The organism is Immundisolibacter sp. (genome assembly GCF_028696615.1).
Lineage (GTDB): Bacteria > Pseudomonadota > Gammaproteobacteria > Immundisolibacterales > Immundisolibacteraceae > Immundisolibacter.
This window is the reverse complement of sequence record NZ_JAQVGQ010000101.1, coordinates 6704-8956: the sequence shown is the minus strand read 5'-3', so window position 1 is coordinate 8956 and position 2253 is coordinate 6704. Positions and strand designations below refer to the sequence as shown.

The following is a 2253-nucleotide window of genomic DNA, read 5'->3' as shown; positions in this document are numbered from 1 at the left end:
AGGCTTCTTCGACATCTGCCTGGCGCGCGGCCTCAGCGGCGAGCAGGGCGTGCTGATCCCGGCCTCGAACGTGCAGCACCTGATGCTGCGCGCCGACGTGCGCGATGCGGTGGCGGACGGCCGCTTCCACATCTACGCCGTGCGTACCATCGATGAGGGCATCGAGCTGCTGACCGGGCTGCCGGCCGGCGTGGCCGATGCCGAGGGCAACTACCCCGACGGCAGCATCAACGGCCTGGTGTCCGATCGGCTGGCCGAGTACGCGCGCATCCGCGCCGCGCTGGCGCACGGCGGCGAGGGCAACGGCGATGACGACACCTGAAGACCCGCAAACCCAGCGCGTGCTGGTTGCGCTCGACGCCTCTAGCGCCAGCCTGCTGGCGCTAGAGCTGGCTGCCGACCTGGCCGCCACGCTGCGGGCCAGCCTGGCCGGCCTGTATTTGGAAGAGCAGGACCTGCTGCACGCCGCCGACCTGCCGTTCGTGCGGCAGGTACGCGCCCAGTCCGGCCGGGTGGCGCCATTCACCGCCGACGAACTCGAACGGTACTGGCGGGCGCTGGCCGCCGAGGCGCGCAGGGCACTCACCCTGGTCGCCGAGACGCACCGGATCGACTACAGCTTTCAGGTGGTACGCGGACGCGCCGCGCAGGTGATCGCCGAGGCCGCGCGCAGTGCCCGGCTCACCAGCCTGCCCAGTGGCGCGCCCAGCACCCGCCGGCTCGGCTCGCTGGCGCGGGCGGCGCTGCAGCAGACGCAGGCGACCTCGCTGCTGCTGGTGCCACCACGACGGCGCCGCGGCGAACGCTGGGTCGCCGTGCTCGACACCCCGGCCGGCGCGCCGGCCGTGCTGGCCATGGCCGACGCCCTGCGCGACTCGCCCGCGCCACCACTGCTGCTGATCGCCCCCGGCGTTGGCATCGATTTGCCAGTGGCCGCCACCAAGCTGCCGCGCGTGGCACTGTCCGCCGGCGGCGAGCCAGGCGCGCTGGCCTGGCGCCTGCCGGCGCTCGGGGCGCGCGGCCTGATCGTCAGTGCCGACAGCCCGCTGGCCGCGCCACAGACGGTGGAACAGCTGCTCGGCGACGGCTGGCCACTGCTGCTGGTGCGCTGAAGGGACGAACAGCGGACAAGTTGCAGCCTGATATTTCGGCTCGATTGTTGCTTCCGTGACGCCGTGGGCCGGCCGCCGACCCACGCGTCCATCGTCCCATCGAGTGCTTCCACATGTCTTATGCCGATCAGCAACTCGTCGACCTGTCGCGCGACGTGCTGGATGCCGCAAGCGCCAAGGTGGCGCAGATCGAGGCGATCACGCGTCAGACCAAGATGCTGGCGCTGAATGCCCTGATAGAAGCCAGCCGCGCCGGCGACGCCGGCCGCGGCTTTGCCGTGGTAGCCAACGAGGTATCGGCGGTATCGCGGCAGATCACCGCCGTCGCCGCCGACCTGCGCCAGGATGTCGCCGAGCGCGTCGACCACTTGACCGCGGTCAGCGACCGCCTGGTACGCGACCTGCTGGGCCAGCGTCTGGCCGACCAGGCGCTGCACATGATCGACCTGATCGACCGCAACCTGTACGAACGCTCCTGTGACGTGCGCTGGTGGGCCACCGACTCGGCCGTGGTCGACTGCGCCGCCGACCCCACGCCGCAGCGTTGCGAGCACGCCGCCGGGCGCTTGGGCGTGATCCTGAGCTCGTACACCGTCTACCTCGACCTGTGGGTGGCCGACCGCCACGGCCGGGTGCTGGCCAACGGCCGCCCACAGCGCTATCCCGGTGCAGTCGGCGCCCAAATTCGGGGCGAGCCGTGGTTCCGCCAGGCACTGGCCACCGGCAGCGGCGCCGAATTCGTCGTCGCCGACATCAGCCGCAACGCCGTGCTGAATAACGCCACGGTGGCCACCTACGCCACCGCCATCCGTCGCGACGGACTCACGCACGGCGAGGTGCTGGGCGTGCTCGGCATCTTCTTCGACTGGGCGCCGCAAGCACAGGCCGTGGTCCGGGGCGTGCGACTCGACGACCAGGCGAACGCCCGCTGCCTGTTGCTGGATGCCCGCCACCGCGTGATCGCCGCCTCCGACGGCCGCGGCGTGCTCGAAGAAATCTTCCCGCTCGACACCCGCCAGGGCGCCAGCGGCCATTACTTGGACACCGCCGGGCGCATCGTCGGCTACGCCCTCACGCCGGGGTACGAAACCTACCGCGGCCTTGGCTGGTACGGCGTCATCGTGCACCCGCCCGGCGGAAA

2 protein-coding genes and 1 pseudogene are annotated in these 2253 nt (G+C 71.5%); all 3 read left to right on the top strand.

Annotation, left to right across the window (positions count from 1 at the left end; genetic code table 11):
• Positions 1-322 (top strand): annotated as a pseudogene (locus PHC73_RS08105) (ATP-dependent protease); the annotation flags it as partial.
• Positions 309-1112: a universal stress protein gene (locus PHC73_RS08100; protein WP_300126574.1), complete on the top strand. Its 804-nt coding sequence runs from the start codon at positions 309-311 to the stop codon at positions 1110-1112. The pseudogene PHC73_RS08105 and the gene PHC73_RS08100, both read left to right, overlap by 14 nt.
• A gap of 113 nt (positions 1113-1225) precedes the next feature.
• Positions 1226-2253 (top strand): methyl-accepting chemotaxis protein (locus PHC73_RS08095; protein ID WP_300126572.1); only part of this gene is annotated, 1028 nt, incomplete at its 3' end.

Excerpts from the sequence above, each read along its gene's own strand:
- PHC73_RS08100 (WP_300126574.1), top strand. The coding sequence starts at position 309 with ATGACGACACCTGAAGACCCGCAAACCCAGCGCGTGCTGGTTGCGCTC.